Source organism: Streptomyces sp. NPDC054796, from assembly GCF_053611545.1.
Genome location: NZ_JBSHAO010000011.1, coordinates 72,998 through 89,786 on the forward strand (window position 1 = coordinate 72,998; position 16,789 = coordinate 89,786).

Annotated in this window: 22 protein-coding genes; 15 read left to right on the forward strand and 7 right to left on the reverse strand. The window is 73.4% G+C overall.

Features of this window, described 5'->3' with window-relative positions:
- Positions 1–95 precede the first annotated feature (95 nt).
- Entirely contained in the window at positions 96–1,115 is a 1,020-nt protein-coding gene (locus ACWGJ2_RS12035) for an ABC transporter permease (protein WP_453346032.1), read from the forward strand.
- A 52-nt stretch (positions 1,116–1,167) separates the two neighbouring features.
- On the opposite strand, the gene ACWGJ2_RS12040 is transcribed toward ACWGJ2_RS12035, so the two are convergent.
- Both ACWGJ2_RS12040 and ACWGJ2_RS12045 read right to left on the reverse strand, forming a co-directional pair.
- Positions 1,168–2,031 carry a DUF1963 domain-containing protein gene (locus tag ACWGJ2_RS12040; protein ID WP_453345926.1) on the reverse strand — a complete coding sequence of 288 codons (864 nt, stop codon included), beginning with the start codon at positions 2,029–2,031 and terminating at the stop codon, positions 1,168–1,170.
- A gap of 143 nt (positions 2,032–2,174) precedes the next feature.
- Positions 2,175–2,477 carry a type II toxin-antitoxin system Phd/YefM family antitoxin gene (locus ACWGJ2_RS12045; RefSeq protein ID WP_453345927.1) on the reverse strand — a complete coding sequence of 101 codons (303 nt, stop codon included), beginning with the start codon at positions 2,475–2,477 and terminating at the stop codon, positions 2,175–2,177.
- Between the two features lie 79 nt (positions 2,478–2,556).
- Between ACWGJ2_RS12045 and ACWGJ2_RS12050 the strand changes: the two genes are divergently transcribed.
- The 3 genes from ACWGJ2_RS12050 (at position 2,557) to ACWGJ2_RS12060 (ending at position 4,128) form a co-directional block, all read left to right on the forward strand.
- On the forward strand, positions 2,557–3,195 hold the full coding sequence (locus ACWGJ2_RS12050; protein ID WP_453345928.1) for an ATP-dependent Clp protease proteolytic subunit: 639 nt from the start codon (positions 2,557–2,559) through the stop codon (positions 3,193–3,195).
- Positions 3,196–3,201: 6 nt separating this feature from the next.
- Positions 3,202–3,558: a hypothetical protein gene (locus tag ACWGJ2_RS12055; protein WP_453345929.1), complete on the forward strand. Its 357-nt coding sequence runs from the start codon at positions 3,202–3,204 to the stop codon at positions 3,556–3,558.
- 69 nt (positions 3,559–3,627) lie between these two features.
- On the forward strand, positions 3,628–4,128 hold the full coding sequence (locus ACWGJ2_RS12060; protein ID WP_453345930.1) for a DUF6328 family protein: 501 nt from the start codon (positions 3,628–3,630) through the stop codon (positions 4,126–4,128).
- Positions 4,129–4,159: 31 nt separating this feature from the next.
- Here ACWGJ2_RS12060 and ACWGJ2_RS12065 read toward each other — a convergent pair whose 3' ends face one another.
- Positions 4,160–4,813: a LysE family translocator gene (locus tag ACWGJ2_RS12065; protein ID WP_453345931.1), complete on the reverse strand. Its 654-nt coding sequence runs from the start codon at positions 4,811–4,813 to the stop codon at positions 4,160–4,162.
- A gap of 114 nt (positions 4,814–4,927) precedes the next feature.
- Here ACWGJ2_RS12065 and ACWGJ2_RS12070 point away from each other — a divergent pair, with 114 nt between their 5' ends.
- Entirely contained in the window at positions 4,928–5,836 is a 909-nt protein-coding gene (locus ACWGJ2_RS12070; protein ID WP_453345932.1) for a LysR family transcriptional regulator, read from the forward strand.
- 69 nt (positions 5,837–5,905) lie between these two features.
- Here the strand turns inward: ACWGJ2_RS12070 and ACWGJ2_RS12075 are convergent, their stop codons facing one another.
- Positions 5,906–6,337, reverse strand: a complete 432-nt coding sequence (locus tag ACWGJ2_RS12075; protein WP_453345933.1) for an ATP-binding protein — start codon at positions 6,335–6,337, stop codon at positions 5,906–5,908.
- Positions 6,338–6,650: 313 nt separating this feature from the next.
- Between ACWGJ2_RS12075 and ACWGJ2_RS12080 the strand changes: the two genes are divergently transcribed.
- Positions 6,651–7,550 (forward strand): helix-turn-helix domain-containing protein, encoded by a 900-nt coding sequence (locus tag ACWGJ2_RS12080; protein WP_453345934.1) that lies wholly within the window; start codon positions 6,651–6,653, stop codon positions 7,548–7,550.
- Between the two features lie 25 nt (positions 7,551–7,575).
- Positions 7,576–7,812: a DUF397 domain-containing protein gene (locus tag ACWGJ2_RS12085; protein WP_453345935.1), complete on the forward strand. Its 237-nt coding sequence runs from the start codon at positions 7,576–7,578 to the stop codon at positions 7,810–7,812.
- Positions 7,813–7,816: 4 nt separating this feature from the next.
- Here ACWGJ2_RS12085 and ACWGJ2_RS12090 read toward each other — a convergent pair whose 3' ends face one another.
- Positions 7,817–9,019, reverse strand: coding sequence for an 8-amino-7-oxononanoate synthase (locus ACWGJ2_RS12090; protein ID WP_453346033.1), 1,203 nt, complete (start codon positions 9,017–9,019; stop codon positions 7,817–7,819).
- Positions 9,020–9,182: 163 nt separating this feature from the next.
- Here ACWGJ2_RS12090 and bioB point away from each other — a divergent pair, with 163 nt between their 5' ends.
- The 5 genes from bioB to ACWGJ2_RS12115 all read left to right on the forward strand — a co-directional run bounded on the left by bioB (position 9,183) and on the right by ACWGJ2_RS12115 (position 13,676).
- Complete coding sequence (gene bioB / locus ACWGJ2_RS12095; protein ID WP_453345936.1) at positions 9,183–10,247, forward strand: biotin synthase BioB; 1,065 nt, start codon at positions 9,183–9,185, stop codon at positions 10,245–10,247.
- Positions 10,240–11,631, forward strand: coding sequence for an adenosylmethionine--8-amino-7-oxononanoate transaminase (locus tag ACWGJ2_RS12100; protein WP_453345937.1), 1,392 nt, complete (start codon positions 10,240–10,242; stop codon positions 11,629–11,631). The genes bioB and ACWGJ2_RS12100 overlap by 8 nt, the downstream gene beginning before the upstream one ends.
- Before the next feature lie 47 nt (positions 11,632–11,678).
- A complete protein-coding gene (bioD, locus tag ACWGJ2_RS12105) occupies positions 11,679–12,422 on the forward strand; it encodes a dethiobiotin synthase (protein WP_453345938.1) in 744 nt (247 codons plus the stop codon).
- Positions 12,423–12,581: 159 nt separating this feature from the next.
- Positions 12,582–13,256, forward strand: coding sequence for a class I SAM-dependent methyltransferase (locus ACWGJ2_RS12110; protein WP_453345939.1), 675 nt, complete (start codon positions 12,582–12,584; stop codon positions 13,254–13,256).
- 51 nt (positions 13,257–13,307) lie between these two features.
- Positions 13,308–13,676: a VOC family protein gene (locus tag ACWGJ2_RS12115; protein WP_453345940.1), complete on the forward strand. Its 369-nt coding sequence runs from the start codon at positions 13,308–13,310 to the stop codon at positions 13,674–13,676.
- Positions 13,677–13,725: 49 nt separating this feature from the next.
- Here ACWGJ2_RS12115 and ACWGJ2_RS12120 read toward each other — a convergent pair whose 3' ends face one another.
- Together ACWGJ2_RS12120 and ACWGJ2_RS12125 are read right to left on the reverse strand one after the other, a co-directional pair.
- Positions 13,726–14,097 (reverse strand): fic family toxin-antitoxin system, toxin component, encoded by a 372-nt coding sequence (locus ACWGJ2_RS12120; protein WP_453345941.1) that lies wholly within the window; start codon positions 14,095–14,097, stop codon positions 13,726–13,728.
- Positions 14,094–14,336, reverse strand: a complete 243-nt coding sequence (locus ACWGJ2_RS12125) for an antitoxin (RefSeq protein WP_453345942.1) — start codon at positions 14,334–14,336, stop codon at positions 14,094–14,096. The genes ACWGJ2_RS12120 and ACWGJ2_RS12125 overlap by 4 nt, the downstream gene beginning before the upstream one ends.
- A 216-nt stretch (positions 14,337–14,552) precedes the next feature.
- Between ACWGJ2_RS12125 and ACWGJ2_RS12130 the strand changes: the two genes are divergently transcribed.
- The 3 genes from ACWGJ2_RS12130 to ACWGJ2_RS12140 all read left to right on the forward strand — a co-directional run bounded on the left by ACWGJ2_RS12130 (position 14,553) and on the right by ACWGJ2_RS12140 (position 16,766).
- Positions 14,553–15,350, forward strand: coding sequence for an ABC transporter ATP-binding protein (locus ACWGJ2_RS12130; RefSeq protein WP_453345943.1), 798 nt, complete (start codon positions 14,553–14,555; stop codon positions 15,348–15,350).
- Positions 15,347–16,234, forward strand: coding sequence for an LLM class F420-dependent oxidoreductase (locus tag ACWGJ2_RS12135; RefSeq protein ID WP_453345944.1), 888 nt, complete (start codon positions 15,347–15,349; stop codon positions 16,232–16,234). The genes ACWGJ2_RS12130 and ACWGJ2_RS12135 overlap by 4 nt, the downstream gene beginning before the upstream one ends.
- 109 nt (positions 16,235–16,343) lie before the next feature.
- Positions 16,344–16,766, forward strand: coding sequence for a GNAT family N-acetyltransferase (locus ACWGJ2_RS12140; protein WP_453345945.1), 423 nt, complete (start codon positions 16,344–16,346; stop codon positions 16,764–16,766).
- Positions 16,767–16,789: the final 23 nt, after the last annotated feature.

Genomic DNA, 16,789 nt, shown 5'->3' on the forward strand with positions numbered 1-16,789 from the left:
GATCCTTCTCTGTGAACCGGGGGCTCACCATGTCTGCTCCGCCGTACACCGCGCCGCCCGCTCCGCCCACTCCGCCCGCGCCGTCCGGGCCACGAATCGCGCCGTCGCCCGCGCGCGGCCTCCTCGCCGTGCTGGTCCTGGTGCCGGTGATCGTCGCCCTCGCGCTATGGGCCTTCGCCTGGCCCGCGGCGCGCACCGCACCCCGCGACCTGCCCATCGGGGTCGCCGGGCCTTCGGCCGCCGCCGCACCGGTCCAGCAGCAACTGGAAAAGCGCGACGGCGCCTTCGAGATCCACCGCTACGACGGCGCGGCCTCCGCCCGCACCGCCATCGAGAAGCGCGAGATCTACGGCGCCGTCGTCGTCACCCCGGAGGGGCCGCACGCGCTGACCGCGAGCGCGGCGAGCCCCGTCGTCGCCCAACTGCTGGAGCAGGCCGTCGCGCAGCAGGCGGCGGCGCGCCAGGGCGGGGACGCGACGGACCCGGACAAGGCTGCCCCGGTGGCGACGGACGTGGTCGCGGCACCCGAGGACGACCCGCGGGGCGCGGCGCTCAACTCCAGCGTGCTCCCGCTGGCGATCGGCGGAGTGGCGGCTGGCGCGCTGGTCACCGCGTTCGGACTGCGCGGCAGCCGCGCCGTGTTCGCGCTGCTGGGCGCCGCCGCGCTCACCGGCGTGGTGGCGGGCGCCCTCGCGGGGAGCTGGCTCGGCGTGCTGACGGGCGACTGGTGGGGGCAGGCGGGCGCCATCGGTCTGACGGCACTGGCCGTGAGCGCGAGCGTGGCCGGGCTCGCGGCGGTGCTGGGCAACGCGGGCATCGGCGTCGGGGCGCTGCTCTCGGTGCTGCTGGGCAATCCGTTCTCCGGGGTGACCTCGGCGCCCGAGATGCTGCCGGGGCCCGTGGGCGCGATCGGCCAGTGGCTGCCCCCTGGCGCGGGCGGCACCCTGCTCAGGTCGGTGTCCTTCTTCGACGGGCACGGCGCGGACACCCCCGTGCTGGTGCTGACGGTCTGGGCCGTCGCCGGGCTCACCCTGGTGACCGTCGGCGGGCTGCGCGGCCGGGCTCCCGTGGCGGAGCGGCCCGAGAGGGCGCGCGAGCCCATGGCCGCCGGCTGAGCGGGCCGGGCCCGCCCACTCGCGCGGGCGGCGGGAGGGCGGGCCTGTCCGCTCAGGGGTTCCAGTACACGTCGGTGAACGTGCGCTCGAAGCGCCCCGCTTCCAGGTCCTTGCGCTGGATCGCCCAGTGGACGCTCGACCCGGCCTCCACATCCCCGAGGCCGGGCGTCCAGCTCGCGAGCAGCACCCAGTCCCCGACGTTCTCCGACACCGGTTCCCCGCCGCCCCATCTGCCCTCCGCCGCCTGTTCCACGGCGCAGTCCACCAGACCCTCCAGCGGATCGAGGTCCACCATCTCCTCGTCGGCGTACCCGCCTATGTGCAAGGGGCCCCGGAGGTCGAGATAGCGGCAGGCCATCTCCCACTCGTCGGCCAGTTCCTCGGCGTCGGGGAAACCGGGCAGCGGTTCCAGATCGCCGTCGGGCAGTTCGACCGCGTAGTGGTAGGGCAGCGACGGCTCGGTCCGCACCCGCAGCTCGCCCCGCGGGAAGGCGTCGGCTATCTCCCGCTCCTCCGGGATGCCGCTCGGATCCCAGGCGTACCTGTCCCGCTCCTCCACGGGCATCCCCGCGGGGACGTGCACGGCCGCGCCGTGGCTGGTGAGGTCGCCCCTGTCACGCGGCCAGGCGAAGAGGAGCAGGTTGCCGTCCGACGGCAGGGGCAGGTCCGTCGAGCCCGGCGGCAGCGCCGCGAGGTCGACGGAGGCGACGTACGGGAACGGAGGGTGCGGGACGCCCGCAGGCAGCAGCGCGGGGCCGCCGAACCTGGCCGCGACGGGGCCGTCCTCGCGCTCCGACAGGACCGCGCAGGGCCGCACCATGCCGATCCACCGATCGACCTCTTCGGCCGGGATCTCTCGCTCAACCGCCTCGTCGCGGAAGCGGGTCAGTCGCTCACGTAGCTCTTCGAATGTCACGCGGACAAGGTAGGCCCGGGCACTGACAGTTGGCGCCGGAACCCGGAAGCCGGGACGCGGGACCGGGGACGCGGAACCGATGGCCGTGCCCGGTGCCGTGCCGCGCCCTTCGTATACGCGGCTCGTATACGGCGGCGGCGCGCTCAGCCGTCCCGGTCGGGGCGGCGGTCGCCCGGCGCGTGGTCGCGGTACTCCGCGGCGATCCCGAAGCGGCGGCGTTCGCCCGCAGCGGACGGGAGCTGGCGCACGGAGGACACCGTGCTGATCACCTCGTCGTCGGCCGGACCGCTCGCGCCCTCGAGTCGCTCCAGGTCAGCGGCGGAGACGAGCGCCACCAGGGGCTTCCCGTGGCGCGTGACGACCACGCGCTCGCCGCCGTACACGACACGGTTGATCAGATCGGCAAGCTCGGCACGGGCTTGCGTCACCGGAATCTCGTAAGCCATGCTCCCCAGCATAACGTCATGTACGTCCTGTACGTTTTTGACAGAGACAACAAGAGACAGCAGTGGGAGTGGTGGAGAGATGCTGTACGAGCCGGCCGCCCGTTACGTCCTGCCAGAGTTCACCGAGCGCACCAGCTCGGGGACCCGCTCCATGGACCCCTACTCCAAGCTCCTCGACGAGCGGATCATCTTCCTCGGCACCCAGATCGACGACACCTCGGCCAACGATGTGATGGCGCAGCTCATCCACCTCGAACACGCCGCGCCCGACCAGCCGCTCTCGCTCTACATCAACTCCCCCGGCGGCTCCTTCACCGCCATGACCGCCATCTACGACACGATGGCCTTCGTGACCTGCGAGGTGGAGACGGTCTGCCTGGGCCAGGCGGCCTCCGCCGCCTCGGTGCTGCTCGCGGCCGGGACGCCAGGCAGGCGCATGGCACTGCCGGGCGCCCGTGTGCTCATCCACCAGCCGTCGCTCGAAGAGCCCGTGCGGGGCCAGGCGGACGATCTGGAGATCCACGCGAAGGAGATGCTGCGCACCCGGGACATGCTGGAGGAGCTGTACGTGCGCCACACGGGCCAGTCGCGCGAGCGGGTCCACGCCGACATCGAGCGGGACAAGATCCTCGACGCGGAGGGGGCCGTCGCCTACGGGCTCATCGACCGCGTCACCGTGAGCCGCAAGCGGCCCGGCGCGCCCCGCCTCGCGGGGTGAGGCACGGTGCCGACCCCCGATCTTCCGCCGCTGCCCGCGCTCACCCGCGCCGAGGGAGAGTTCGTCGACCGGTATCTGGAGGTGCTCGATCTCCTCGGCCGGATCAACCCGGCACGCGGGCAGGACACCTACCGCGGACTGCGGGCCGCCCAGGCGCTCGTCGGCAGGGCCACCGCGCTGCGGGACGCGCTGACCCTGATGCACGAGCGCGGCGAGAACGAGGTGCACGCGCCCACCCTCGCCCGCGCGCTGCGCGTCCTGGACGGGGAACGCCGCGCCTCCCTCGTCACGCTGCCCCCGGGCGCCACTCCCCCGAGCGGACGGGAGGGCCCCGCGCAGCGGCCCGGCCCAGAGACCCCGTAGCCGCGGCGCGTGGCAACGGCCGACGGGAACACGTGACTGAGGCGTAAGAACCGGGCAACCTGCGTAACCATGAATGACCGGAACGAGACGCCTCTTGAGCGCGATGATCGCAATTTCTCCGAGCTGTTGCAGGAGCTGCGCGTCATCCAGACCGGGGTGCAGATCCTCTTCGCCTTCCTGCTGACCCTCGCGTTCACGCCGCGGTTCCCCGGCCTGGACGCGATGCAGCGCGGCACCTACATGGCCACGCTGCTGCTGGCCGTGCTCGCCGCCGTGCTGTTCACCGCACCGGCTGCGCTGCACAGAGCGCTGTTCCGGCGCGGGGCCAAGCGGAAGATCGTGGAGGTGTCGTCACGGCTGGCAGCGGCCGGACTCGCGGTGCTCGCGCTGGCGCTGACAGGCGCGGTGCTGCTGGTGGCGGACGTGGTGCTGGGGCGCGGCGCGGGGGTGGCCATCGGGGCCGGGACGCTGCTCGTGTGCGCGGCCACCTGGCTGGGGCTGCCCTGGCTGCTGCGTCGGCGCGGCGCGATCGGCCAGGCCGACGCACCACGCGGTACGGACGGCCGGTGACCCTCGGCCGAGCCCCCTCCGTCGACGCCCCTCAGCCGACCAGTGATTCCACCAGCAGCGCGCAGCCGAGCCCCAGCAGCAGCCCCCCGGTGAGGGCTTCGAGGATCCGTGCCGTGCGGGGGCGGCGCAGCCACACCCCGAGGCGGTCGACGAGCAGCGCCACGGCCGGGAACCAGATGAGCGCCATCACCACGACCATCGCGGCCAGCAGCGCGGTCCGGGGCAGGGCCGGTGCGCCGTCGGGCACGAACTGCGGGAGGAGGGCGAGGAAGAGGACCGGTGCCTTGGGGTTGAGCGCGTTGGTGAGGAACCCCTGCCGCAGCCCGCGCACCGCCCGCTCGGGCGCCGCCGCCCCGGCTTCGGTGACCTCCTCGGCGCTTCCGGCACCCCCTGCGCGCCAGACCCGTACGACCCCGGCGAGGGCGCGGGCGCCGAGGTAGAGGAGATAGCCGCCGCCCACGAGCTGCACGGCGCGGAAGAGGCCGGGGACGGCGACGAGCACGGCGGCGAGTCCGGCGACGGCGAGCGCGGTGTGGATGAGCAGCCCGCCCGCCACGCCGACGGCCGTGGCGACCCCGGAGCGGCGCGAGTCGAGCGCGTTGCGTACGACCACGGCGAAGTCGGCGCCCGGCATGGCCACCATGCCCGCGGCGACGCCGGTGAAGGCGAGCAGTTGTCCGTCCATGCCCCCAGCCTGGACCAGGAGAGCCTTTCGTGGGTATTGGGTATCTTGAGGGTCTGCGTAAAGCATTGCTTAAAGCTGAACAGAACCGGCCGGAACCGTGGAGGGCGGTGCGGGATGTACGACCCGACGCGGCTGGCCGCGCTGGTGGCCGTCGCCGAGGCGGGCTCGATCACGCGGGCCGCCGAACGGCTCGGTTACACGCCGCCCGCGCTGTCCCAGCAGTTGGCGAAGCTGGAGCGGGAGGCGGGAGCGGCCCTGCTGGTGCGCCACCACAGGGGCACGCGGCTGACGGCGGCCGGAGAGCTGCTGGTGGCCAGGGCGCGGCGGGTGCTGGACGAACTGGAGCGGGCCCGGCACGAGCTGGCCTCCCTGGGCGGCCTCTCGGGCGGCAGGCTGCGCGTCGGCACGTTCATGACGGCGGGCACCCAGTTGCTGCCCCCGGTGCTGAGCGCCTTCCGCCGCGCCCATCCGGATGTGGAGCTGGTCGTCGCGGAGTACGAGCCTCCGCACGGGGTCGCCGCCGTGGCGCGCGGCGAGACGGACCTCGCGCTGACGCACACCTACGAGCCGGGGCCCGTCGTCGACCCGCCCGCCGGGGTGGCGCTGGAGCCGCTGATGACGGAGGAGCTGGTGCTGGTGACGGCGCCGGGGCACGCGCTGTCGGCGGGTGCGGGACGGCTGCCGCGCGCCGAGCTGGCGGGCCAGCCGCTGGTGAGCAGCGCGCCCGACAACGCGAACCGGCGCCAGGTGGAGGCCGTGCTCGCCGGTGAGGGGGCGAGCGTGGCGGTGCGCTGTGAGACGCCGGGCTATGTGCTGGTGTGCGCGCTGGTGAGCGCGGGGCTCGGGGTGGCCGTGGTCCCGGAGATGGTGGCCAGGGTGGCGGTGACCCCGCTCGGGGTGCGGCGGCTGGATCCGGCGGGGCTGCGCCGTACGATCTCCGTCGCGTACCGGGCGGAGGAGGCGGCTCCGGCCGCGGAGACGCTCAGGGCGCTGCTGCGCGGCGGTTTCGGGCGCCCGTCCTGACGGCCGCCGTATGAAACGCCGTATGAAACACCGTATGAAAGGCCTCCGACGACGGCGCGTCGCATCGCGTCAAGGGGCCAGAACGGGTGACCAGGGCAGGGCCACCCAGATGGTCTTGCCGCCGCTGTCGGTGGGGGTGACGGTCAGGCTGCCGCCGGACTCGGCGGCGAGCGTGCGGATGATGACCAGGCCGCGCCCGTTGTCCTGCTGCACGGCGGCCGGGAGGCGGCGCGGCATGCGGGGATGGCTGTCGGTGACGCCGAGACACAGCTCCTCGCCGCGCTCCAGGCGGACGTCGATGGTGAACGTCGGGGACTGGCCCCTGGTGTGCTGGACCGCGTTGGTCGCCAGCTCCGAGATGATCAGCCGGACGGTGTCCACCGCGTCGGCACCGTCCGGCATGCCCCAGTCCAGGAGGACGCTGGTCACATATCTGCGCGCCGCGGCGACCGAAGCGGGGACGCTCGGCAGGGTGACGGACGTTTCCTGTTGGTCTGCCATGGCGACGCTGTCCCTTTCAGCGGGGCTGGCGCTCCGTCGCGTTGCGTGATGCGTTGCGGGTCGCGTGACGTGTGTGGGGATTACGGGTGGAGCCGTCCATGAGCGGAGGCTTCGCGCCAGAGTGCCATCATGCTGGCCGCAATGCGGCCGAACCCCCAGCATGTGCATATATCTGTCCCTCAAAGCGGTGAACTCTGCGGCGACAGACCGCATTTGCACGCCCTACTGGCGTATCGCTTCGGGAGCCCGTGTCAGCAGAGCGAGAGCACCCCGCCGGGACGGCCGGGGCGGCAGTGAACGGAGGGAACCAGCCATGCACCACGCTCCGGCGGTACGGCGCAAGAAGCTCGGCTCCGAACTGCGCAGGCTGCGCGACGCCGCGGGCGTCACCAGCGGCGAGGCGGCGCGGCTCGTGGGATGGCACCAGTCGAAGGTGAGCCGCATCGAGACGGGCCGCAGCGGAATCAAGCCGACCGACCTGACGCTCCTGCTCGACGCCTACGGCGTCCGCGATCCGGGGCTGCGCGCCCTCCTCTCGGCGCTCTCGGGCGCGGACGCCGCGGACTACGACGCGGGGGAGACCGAGGGCGCGGGCAGCGGCGTACGGCGCGGCTGGTGGAACGCCTACCGCGATCTGCTGCCGCCCGCCTACCGGGACTTCATCTCGCTGGAGGCGGAGGCCGTGCGGGCCAGGACCCTGGAGACGACGGTGGTGCCCGGGCTGCTCCAGACCGAGGCGTACGCGCGGGAGGTCACCCGCACCACCCTGGGCGGGCGGGTGTCCCCCGAGCGCATCGAGGAACTGATCGAGGTGCGCGTCGCCCGGCAGCGCGTGCTGCGGGCCGGGGCGCCGATGGAGCTGGACGTGGTGCTCGACGAGGCCGTGCTGCGGCGCGAGGTCGGCGGGCCCAAGGTCATGCGGGAGCAGTTGCGGCGGCTGGCGGAGGAGGGACGGCAGCCGCACGTGCGGCTGCAAGTCCTGCCTTTTGCCAGCGGAGTGCACATTGGTGTTACGGGTCCTTTCGTAATCTTTTCATTTCCGCGCATTGCTGACCTAGATGTGGTGGTTCTTGACCACCTGACGAGTAGCCTCTATCTGGAGGGGCAGGACGAACTGCGGGTGTACAGCGCCGCGTTCGACACTCTGCGGGCTCACGCCCTGTCGTATGAGGAATCGCTGGCCTTCATCGCCACCGCGGGTGAAGGCGGGTGAGCCGCTCACGTGAGGAGAGACCACCATGTCGGCAATGTCTGAGGAGGCGCCGTGCAGTGAGCTGCCGGGGGACCCGTTATGGGTCCGCAGCAGCTACAGCACGGGCATGAACAACTGTGTGGAAACGGCACGGCTCGGCGCTGGACGTCTGGCCGTACGTGACTCGAAGGACACGGGTGGAGCCGCGCTGCTGTTCGCAGACGCAGCGTGGGAGTCCTTCCTCACCTCGGTCCAGGGGCAAGCCCCCAACGGATCGTACTGATCGGTCATTCGGCGGCGGCCGGCGCGGTCCTGGTGACCGTACCGGCCGCCGTCTCGATCTGCGCGTCGCTCAGGTCGCCCCTGGCCGTCAGGCGTAGCCGGGAGATCCCGTCGGGTACCGACGGCGGCCTGAAGCACCCCACGTGGAGTCCCGCCGCACGGCAGTCGGCCGCCCAGCGCACGGCCGCCGAGGGCGAGGGCGCCCGCACCGAGACCACCGAGGCATCCGGCGCGACCGCCTCCAGCCCGGCGCCCGCCAGCAGCCCGTGCAGCCTGGCGGCCACGGCGCGGGCCCGCGCCGCGCGTTCCGGTTCCCGGCGCAGCAGGCCCAGCGCGGCCAGCGCGGCGCCGGTGGCAGCGGGCGCGAGGCCGGTGTCGAAGATGAAGGTGCGGGCCGTGTTGACCAGGTGCTCGATGACGCGGGCCGGGCCGAGGACCGCACCGCCCTGGCTGCCCAGCGACTTGGACAGCGTCACCGTGGCCACCGTGTCGGCCGCCCCGGCCAGACCCGCCGCGTGCGGCGCTCCCCTGCCGCCCTCGCCCAGCACGCCGAGCCCGTGCGCGTCGTCGACCAGCAGCGCGGCCCCCGCCTCACGGCAGGCGGCGGAGAGCGCGGCCAGCGGCGCGGCGTCGCCGTCGACGGAGAACACCGAGTCGGTGACGGCCACCGCGCGCCCCCTGTGCCCGTCGAACGCCTTGCGCACGGCCTCGGGGTCCGCGTGCGGGACGACCACAGTGCCCGCCCTGGAGAGGCGGCAGCCGTCGATGAGCGAGGCGTGGTTGTACGCGTCGGAGGCGATGAGGGTGCCCTCTCCGGTGAGCGCGGTGACGGCGGCGAGGTTGGCCGCGTAGCCGGAGGAGAGGACGAGGGCTGCCTCGAAACCGCAGAAGTCGGCGAGTTCCGCTTCCAGTTCGGCGTGCAGCCGTGTGGAGCCCGTGACCAGCCGCGAGCCCGTGGAGCCCGCGCCCCAGCGGCGCGCGGCCCGCGCCGCGGCTTCGGTGATCAGGGGGTGGCGCGCGAGACCGAGGTAGTCGTTGCTCGCCAGGTCCAGGAGCGGGGCCGCGGCGGGCCGGGGGCGCAGCGCGCGTACGAGTCCCGCCCTGACGCGCGTCGCACGGGCCTCGTCGATCCAGGAGAAACAGGAGGAGGGGCCTCCGGGGTGCTCGGGCACCGGGTCGGGCGTGGGCTCGGACAGGGGTTCGGGCATGGGCTCGGACATCGGTGCGCCGTCCCTCGTGATCTGTAGGGTTTGCATAGAAGGTAGTGCCTGACGGAGCCGGGCAGGATGTGGCAATACCCACACCCTTCGCGGCCCGTCTTGTCGGTTCCCTCCTTTACCGAAAACGCAGGCATAGGCAAGGATCGGCGCCATGGACCTGCTGAACACGCTGGTGGACAAGGGACTTCGGCGCGAGCTTCCGACGCGCGAGGAAGCACTCGCCGTATTGGAGACCTCCGACGACGAACTGCTCGACGTGGTGGCCGCGGCCGGAAAGGTGCGCCGCCAGTGGTTCGGGCGACGCGTGAAGCTCAACTACCTGGTCAATCTCAAGTCGGGGCTGTGCCCCGAGGACTGCTCGTACTGCTCGCAGCGCCTCGGCTCCGACGCCGGGATCCTCAAGTACACGTGGCTGAAGAAGGACGAGGCCGTCCAGGCGGCGGAGGCGGGCGTCCGGGGCGGCGCCAAGCGCGTGTGCCTGGTCGCCAGCGGGCGCGGGCCGACCGACCGTGACATCACCCGCGTCTCCGAGACCATCTCGGCCATCAAGGAGCACAGCGGCGACGTCGAGGTGTGCGCCTGCCTCGGGCTGCTCTCGGACGGGCAGGCGGAGAGGCTGCGCGAGGCGGGGGCCGACGCGTACAACCACAACCTCAACACCTCCGAGGCCACCTACGGGGACATCTGCACCACCCACGGCTACGAGGACCGCGTGGAGACGGTGCGCCAGGCGCGGGGAGCCGGCCTCTCGGCCTGCTCGGGGCTGATCGCGGGCATGGGCGAGAGCCACGAGGACCTGGTCGACGTGGCCTTCGCGCTGCGCGAGCTGAACCCCGACTCCGTGCCCGTCAACTTCCTCATCCCCTTCGAGGGGACGCCGCTGGAGAAGGAGTGGAACCTGACGCCGCAGCACGCGCTGCGCATCCTGGCGATGGTCCGCTTCGTGTGCCCCGACGCGGAGGTACGGCTCGCGGGCGGCCGTGAGGTGCATCTGCGCTCGCTCCAGCCGCTCGCCCTGCACCTGGCCAACTCCATCTTCCTGGGCGACTACCTCACCAGCGAGGGCCAGGCGGGCAAGGCCGACCTCGACATGATCGCGGACGCGGGCTTCGAGGTGGAGGGCACGGACACCACCACGCTGCCGGAGCACCGCGTCGACGAACTGGTCTCGGTGCGGCGCAGGGGCGCGGGTACGGAGCTGCCGCCCAATGCCTGAGCGCACCCTGCCACCGGCACCCCCACCGGCACCCCCACCAGCGCCCCCACCGGCACCACCGACCGCGTGCGCGCTCCCCCCGGACGGGCCGCTGGCCCCCGGCGAACTGCTCGCCCTCGACCGGCAGCACGTGTGGCACCCGTACGGGCCCATGCCGGGCCGGGAAGCGCCCCTCGTCGTGGAGTCGGCCTCCGGGGTGCGGCTGCGGCTGGCCGAGGAGGCGCAGGGCAGGCGCGAGCTGATCGACGGCATGTCGTCGTGGTGGTCGGCCGTCCACGGCTACAACCACCCCGTGCTGAACGAGGCCGTGCGGGAACAGCTCGGACGGATGAGCCATGTGATGTTCGGCGGGCTCACCCACGAGCCCGCCGTCCGGCTCGCGAAGCGACTCGTGGACATCACACCCGAGGGCCTGGAGCACGTCTTCCTCGCCGACTCGGGCTCGGTCTCCGTCGAGGTCGCGCTCAAGATGTGCCTCCAGTACTGGCGTTCCGTGGGCAGGCCCGGGAAGCACCGGCTGCTGACCTGGCGCGGCGGCTACCACGGGGACACCTGGCAGCCCATGTCCGTGTGCGATCCCGACGGCGGGATGCACGACCTGTGGTCGGGGGTGCTCCCCCGGCAGATCTTCGCGGACGCGCCCCCGGCGGGATTCGAGGCCGAGCCGGACGAGAACTACGTCGGCCATCTGCGCGAGCTGATCGCGCGGCACGCTGACGAGCTGGCCGCCGTGATCGTCGAACCTGTGGTGCAGGGCGCGGGCGGGATGCGCTTCCACTCCCCCGCGTACGTCCGCGCGCTGCGCGAGGCGTGCGACGAGCACGGGGTGCTGCTGGTACTGGACGAGATCGCCACCGGCTTCGGGCGCACCGGCGCGCTCTTCGCCGCCGAGCACGCCGGGATCACACCGGACGTGCTGTGCCTGGGCAAGGCCCTCACCGGCGGCTATCTGACGATGGCGGCGACGCTGTGCACCGCGCGGGTGGCCGAGGGGATCTCCCAGGGCCCGGTCCCGGTGCTGGCACACGGGCCGACCTTCATGGGCAACCCCCTCGCCGCCGCCGTCGCCGACGCCTCCGTCGGGCTGCTGCTCACCCAGGACTGGGCCGGTGAGGTCGCCCGGATCGAGCGGGGGCTGTGGGAGGGGCTGGCGGAGACCGCGTCGCTGCCCGGGGTGCGGGAGGTCCGGGTGCTGGGCGCGATCGGGGTCGTCCAGCTGGAGCGCCCCGTCGACATGGCGGCCGCGACCCGGGCCGCCGTGGGCGAGGGCGTGTGGCTGCGGCCCTTCCGCGACATGGTGTACGCGATGCCGCCCTTCGTCACGGGGGACGAGGACCTGGCCCGGATCTGCGCGGCGATGCACGCCGCGGCGGCGCGGGGGTGAGGGCCGTGGACGGGAGCGTGGGGGCCGTGGGCGGAAGCGCCGGAACCATGGACGGGAGCCGGAAGGCCATGGACGGGATCGTGCTGGTGACGGGCACGTGCACCGGGATCGGCAAGACGGTGACCACGGCCGCGCTCGCGGCGACCGCGCTGGCACACGGCCGTACGGTGGCCGTGCTCAAGCCCGCGCAGACCGGGGTCGCCGAGGGCGATCCTGGCGACGTGGCCGAGGTGCGCGCACTCGCGGGCGGCGAGGTGACCGGCGCCGAACTGGCCCGGTACCCCGAGCCGCTGGCACCCGCCACCGCCGCGCTGCGGGCCGGGCTGCCCTGTGTACGGGCTGAGGACGTCGCCGAGCGCGCCGGGAAGCTCGCCGCCGGGCACGATCTGGTGCTCGTCGAGGGCGCCGGCGGGCTGCTGGTGCGGTTCGACGCCGAGGGCGGGACCCTCGCCGACGTGGCGAAGCTGCTGGACGCGCCGGTGCTGGTGGTCGCGGCGGCCGGTCTTGGCACGCTCAACGCCACCGCGCTGACGGCCGAGGCCCTGCGCACGCGTGGGCTGCGGTGCGCGGGCGTGGTGGTGGGGAGCTGGCCCACGGCACCCGACCTGGCGTCGCGCTGCAACCTCACCGACCTCCCGCGGGCGGCCGGGGCGCCGCTGCTGGGCGTGCTGCCGGAGGGCGCCGGAGCCATGGAGCCCGCCGCGTTCCGGGCCGCGGCGAGGAGGTGGCTGGCGCCCGAGCTGGGCGGGGTCAGGGGCGCGGCGGGGGCCGAACCCGAGCCCGTGGTCTGAGCGCTGAGGGGGTACGGACGCTGCCGGGGCTCGTCGGGCGGGGCAGGCAGGGCGGGCGTGGGCGGCTCCGTAACGGCGACCGCCGCGCGTCGGAGGTGGGCTACAGGGCGCGGCGGGGAAGAATCGGGGCGACCGCCCGTGCTCCGGGGAGGGGTTCCCATGTCCGCACCGCGCGGCAGACCGCAGCGGGACGCCGTACGGCACCCGCTCTTCGCACGCTTCTACGCGCGCCTCAGCGTGGCGGGCGACGCCCGCGCGGGAGTGGCGACCCACCGCGAGGAGCTGGTCGCGGGGCTGTCGGGCCGCGTCATCGAGATCGGCGCGGGCAACGGCCTGAACTTCGCGCGCTATCCGGGCGCCGTGTCGGAGGTCGTGGCCATCGAGCCCGAGCCGCACATGCGGCGGCTGGCCGCGCGGAGCGCGCTGCGCGCCGAGGTTCCGGTGGACGTCGTGCCGGGCATGGCCGACGCGCTCCCGGTCAAGAGCGAGTCCTTCGACGCGGCCGTCTTCTCCCTGGTGCTGTGCTCACTGGCACGACCGCTCGACGTGCGGCGCGCGCTGGCCGAGGCCCGCAGGGTGCTGCGCCCCGGCGGGGAACTGCGCTTCTACGAACACGGGCGCGCCGAGGGCCGCGCGATGGCGACGGTGCAGCGGGCGCTGGACGGCACCGTGTGGCCGCTGCTGTTCGGCGGCTGCCACACAGCGCGCCGCCCGGTGGCGGCCGTCGAGGCGGCGGGCTTCACGGACGTCGCCTTCCGCCGGGTGCGCGTCCCGGAGGGCGGGCCCGCGCTCCCGGCGTCGTTCCACGTGCTGGGAAGCGCGCGCCGCCCGTAGCGCCGTACACGGTGAGGGCGCCGTCGGCCCCGTCGAGTGGGAGGAAGAGCGATGCTGAGCATCGGATCCGTCGTGCTGGGGGTGTCCGACGTGCCGCGTGCCGCGCGGTTCTGGTGTGCGGCCCTGGGATACGTCCCCCGCGAGGAGATGGAGGACGACTGGGTGGTGCTGGTGCCCGCCGAGGGGGCCGCCGGGGCGCAGCTCTCTCTCGGCCGCAGCGGGACACCGGTGCAGGAGCGTCCGCGGGTGCATCTGGACCTGTACGCCGGGAACGCGGCCGACCAGGCGGCCGAGGTCGAGCGGCTGGTGTCCCTCGGCGCCCGGCACGTCGACTGGGACTATCCGCGGGACGCGGATTTCCTCGTACTCGCCGACCCCGAAGGCAACAGGTTCTGCGTCATCGACACCGGACGGAACTGACGCCAGGGGACGGCCACATCGGCCCGTCGAAGCCCCTGCGGCACACCGCTCAGAGCGTCCAGGTGCGCAGCTCGTCCGCGATGGCGCGGACGCTCGTCGTGCCGTCCTTGACGAGACGGGCGAGATCGCGGATCTGCTCGGGTGACGTGGCCACCTTGAGCCCGCTCGCGACGAGATAGGCGTAGGCGACGGCGGAGGCGAAGAGCGCGTTGGAGCGCTCCAGCGCGGGCACGTGCAGCAGCAGTTGGAGCAGCGCGGCGGCGCGGTCGTGGGGTTCGGCGTATACGGGCCGGTCGAAGATGGCCGCCTCGTGGCGGCTGACGGCGGCGACGAGCGCGCCGTAATCCGTGACCCGGGGATCTCCAGGGGTGTTCTCGTCGGCGACGATGAGCAGCCAGGCGAGGTCGATGCGGAGTGTCACGTACGCGGACGGCCCTCGCTCTCCAGGGTCCCGGTGCCGAACTCCTCGGCGAACACCGATTCGTAACTCTTCATGAAGTCCGCCGCGGCTTCGACGAAGGTGTGACCGACCTCGCCCGCGTCGCGCTGGACGAGTTCCTCGATATACCGGTTCACACTCATGCCCCTCTGGAGAGCCCGCTCCCTGGCGGTCTCCGCTGTCGTCTCGTCCACGCGGACGTTCAACTGGGTCTTCGGCACACCTTCACGCTAGCACTCGCCCGCTAGCATGGCCAGCGTGCCACTGTACGGGCGCACGGGCCGGGCAGATCCTCCGCCGCGCCCCGGCTCCCCTGCTCCCCCGCGTCATCCCCAGGTACGAGACCGGCCGCCGGGATGGCCCCCCGGGCGGATGCCACGACGCGTCCCCGCCCCTACCCTCGGCCACCTCACGGCACCAGAGCCCGGGGAGGCACCGTGTCCATACCGGCGACGGAGACGACGAACGGCATGGCGGAGGGCGGCGCTCCGGCCGCCCGCGCCCGAGCGCTGACCAAGGCATACGGCGCGGGCGAGACCGCCGTGCTCGCGCTCGACAGAGTGGACGTGGAGATCCCGCGCGGCCGGTTCACGGCCGTGATGGGGCCCTCGGGCTCCGGGAAGTCCACGCTGATGCACTGCCTGGCCGGGCTCGACTCGGTCACCTCCGGCGAGGTGTGGCTGGGCGGCACGGAGATCACCAAGCTGAACGAACGACAGCTCACGCGGCTGCGCCGCGACCAGGTCGGCTTCGTCTTCCAGTCCTTCAACCTGCTGCCCACCCTGACGGCCGCCGAGAACATCACGCTGCCCATGGACATCGCGGGCCGCGGCGCCGACCGGGCCTGGGTCGACCGGGTCGTCGCGACCCTCCGCCTGGAGGACAGGCTGGGGCACCGGCCCGCGCAGCTCTCCGGCGGCCAGCAGCAGCGCGTGGCGTGCGCCCGCGCGCTCGCCTCCCGGCCCGAGCTGATCTTCGCGGACGAGCCGACGGGCAACCTGGACTCCCGCTCAGGCGCCGAGCTGCTCGGCTTCCTGCGCGAGGCCGTCGACAGGCTGGACCAGACGGTCGTCATGGTCACCCACGACCCGGGCGCCGCGGCCCACTCGGACAACGTGCTCTTCCTCGGCGACGGACGCATCGTGGACGAGATGGCGCGGCCGACGGCCGACGGCGTGCTGGAGCGCATGAAGCAGTTCGACCTCGTACGGCACACGGAGGAGACCAGCCGATGACCCGTCCCTTCCGCTTCGGCGTCAACATGGTCACGTTCAGCACGGGCGAGGAGTGGCGGCAGCGCTGCCGCCGCGCCGAGGAACTGGGCTACGACACCCTGCACGTCGCCGACCACCTGGGCATGCCCGCGCCCTTCACGGCGCTGGCCTCGGCCGCTGAGACGACCTCGCGGGTACGGCTGGGCACGTTCGTGCTCAACGTGGGCTTCTGGAACCCCGCGCTGCTGGCACGCGAGGTCGCGACCTGCGACCAGATCTCGGGCGGACGGCTGGAGCTGGGGCTCGGCACGGGCTATGTGAAGGCGGAACACGACCGCGCCGGGCTGCCGTGGGACGCGCCCCGGGAGCGGGTGGACCGCCTCCGGCACACGGTGGAGGAGCTGAACCGGCTGCTGGCCGACGAGGAACACGTACCGCGGCCCGCGCAGCGCCCCGTGCCGCTGCTGATCGGCGGCAACGGCAACCGCGTCCTGCGGCTGGCGGCCGAGCACGCCCAGGTCGCCGCTTTCACCGGGGGCGGGCAGGTGCCGGGCAAGCCGGAGGGGACGCTCGCGCTGCTCTCCCCGGACGCGCTGGAGGAGCGGGTGACGGCCTACCGGGGGTTCGCCACGGCACGCCCCGAGCCCGCCGAGCTGAACATCCTCGTCCAGCAGGTCGTCGTCACGGACGACCGCCGCGCCACAGCCCGCGACTGGGGCGCCTACGGAACCGCCATGACCGAGGACGACCTGCTGCACCACCCGGCCCTGCTGGCGGGCACGGTGAAGGAGATCGCCGAACAGCTCCGGTCCCACCGCGAGCGGTACGGCTTCTCCTACGTCACGGTCCTCGACCCGGCCATGGAGACCTTCGCACCGGTCATCGAGGAGCTTCGCGGGACATAGGGAGTGCGGTGGGTGGCGCCGCACCGACCCGACGAGGGGCACGGGCCCGGCATGGACCTGTGCGGAAAACTTCCTGGCGCCGCCCCGTCCGCCCTGCTGGGATACCGGCATGAACGATCTTCGCATCCGTACCGCCTCCCCCGCCGACGCCGAGCACGTGCTCGCCTTCTGGAAGGAGGCGGCCGAGGGCACGAGCATCAGCGACGACTCCGAGGGTGTCGCCCGGCTGATCGCGCGGGACGCCGAGGCGCTGCTGCTCGCGGAGCGGGACGGGGAGCTGGCCGGGACGGTGATCGCGGGCTTCGACGGCTGGCGCTGCCATCTGTACCGGCTCGCGGTGCACCCGGAGCAGCGTCGCCGCGGCGTGGCCACGGCGCTGCTGCGCGCGGCCGAGGAGCGGTTCGCCTCGCTGGGCGGGCGCCGCGCCGACGCCATGGTGCTGGACGACAACGCGCTGGGCAGGCACGCGTGGGAAGCGGCCGACTACGCTCCCGAGCCGCAGTGGAGCCGCTGGGTCAAGCACCTGGTGTGAGGGACCCGGTTGAGGCGGCGCGC